Source organism: Flavobacterium sp. ABG, from assembly GCF_001027725.1.
Classification (GTDB): domain Bacteria; phylum Bacteroidota; class Bacteroidia; order Flavobacteriales; family Flavobacteriaceae; genus Flavobacterium; species Flavobacterium cupriresistens.
Genome location: NZ_LEKS01000047.1, coordinates 1 through 1,344 on the forward strand (window position 1 = coordinate 1; position 1,344 = coordinate 1,344).

Below are 1,344 nucleotides of genomic sequence, written 5' to 3' on the forward strand. Positions count from 1 at the left end.
AAAAAAAGGAAATTCTAGAAGTTGGAATTCACCAAAGAAATTAGAGAAGAATTAAGAAATCTAAAATCTGAATTCTACAATCTAAGATTGCAAAATGGGGGATTAGCTCAGCTGGCTAGAGCGCCTGCCTTGCACGCAGGAGGTCAACGGTTCGACTCCGTTATTCTCCACTGATTTACTATAAAAGTAGTAAATAAAAGTTCATTGACATATTGAGATAAGAAATAATAAAAAGTAGAAAGCGTTTTTTGTTATAAGCAGTAATGCAATAATAAAAGACAAAAAAAAACGGTCATAATTGATTTTATGATTGGTACAATAAGCAAAATAAGGGCGTATGGGGGATGCCTTGGCTCTCAGAGGCGATGAAAGGCGTGATAAGCTGCGAAAAGCTACGGGGACGGGCACACACCGATTGATCCGTAGATACCTGAATGGGGCAACCCACTATGTTGAAGACATAGTACACCGATAGGTGGGCAAACCCGCTGAACTGAAACATCTAAGTAGGCGGAGGAGAAGAAAACAAAAGTGATTCCGTAAGTAGTGGCGAGCGAACGCGGATTAGCCCAAACCAATGTTGTTACGGCAAGATTGGGGTTGTAGGACCACGACATTTTATGCACAAGGAACTAGAAGTGACTGGAAAGTTATGCCATAGAGAGTGATAGCCTCGTATAGGTAACAAGTGTAATAGATAGTGGTATCCTGAGTAGGGCGGGGCACGTGAAACCCTGTCTGAATTTGGCGGGACCATCCGCTAAGGCTAAATACTCCTGAGAGACCGATAGTGAACCAGTACCGTGAGGGAAAGGTGAAAAGAACCGTGAATAACGGAGTGAAATAGATCCTGAAACCATACGCTTACAAGCGGTCGGAGCCCTTTCGTGGGGTGACGGCGTGCCTTTTGCATAATGAGCCTACGAGTTAACGTTGCTGGCAAGGATAAGTGGTTAAGCCACGGATCCGTAGCGAAAGCGAGTCTGAATAGGGCGCTTTAGTCAGTAGTGTTAGACGCGAAACCGTGTGATCTACCCATGGGCAGGATGAAGCGCTGGTAACACAGTGTGGAGGTCCGAACCGGTTGACGTTGAAAAGTCTTCGGATGACCTGTGGGTAGGGGTGAAAGAAAAAACCCCAAATATATGCTAAGTTGAAAGAACGAGGTTTGTCTGCCCAGACAGCTAGGATGTTGGCTTGGAAGCAGCCATTCATTTAAAGAGTGCGTAACAGCTCACTAGTCGAGCGGACGAGCATGGATAATAATCGGGCATAAGCATATTACCGAAGCTATGGATTTACAGTCTGACTGTAAGTGGTAGGGGAGCATTCTAACAGGGTAGA

Annotated in this window: 1 tRNA gene and 1 rRNA gene; both read left to right on the forward strand. The window is 44.8% G+C overall.

Going from position 1 to position 1,344, the window contains the following annotated elements:
• Positions 1 to 96 precede the first annotated feature (96 nt).
• Positions 97 to 170, forward strand: a tRNA-Ala gene (locus AB674_RS21565).
• A gap of 146 nt (positions 171 to 316) precedes the next feature.
• A 23S ribosomal RNA gene (locus AB674_RS21570) occupies positions 317 to 1,344 on the forward strand; the annotation flags it as partial.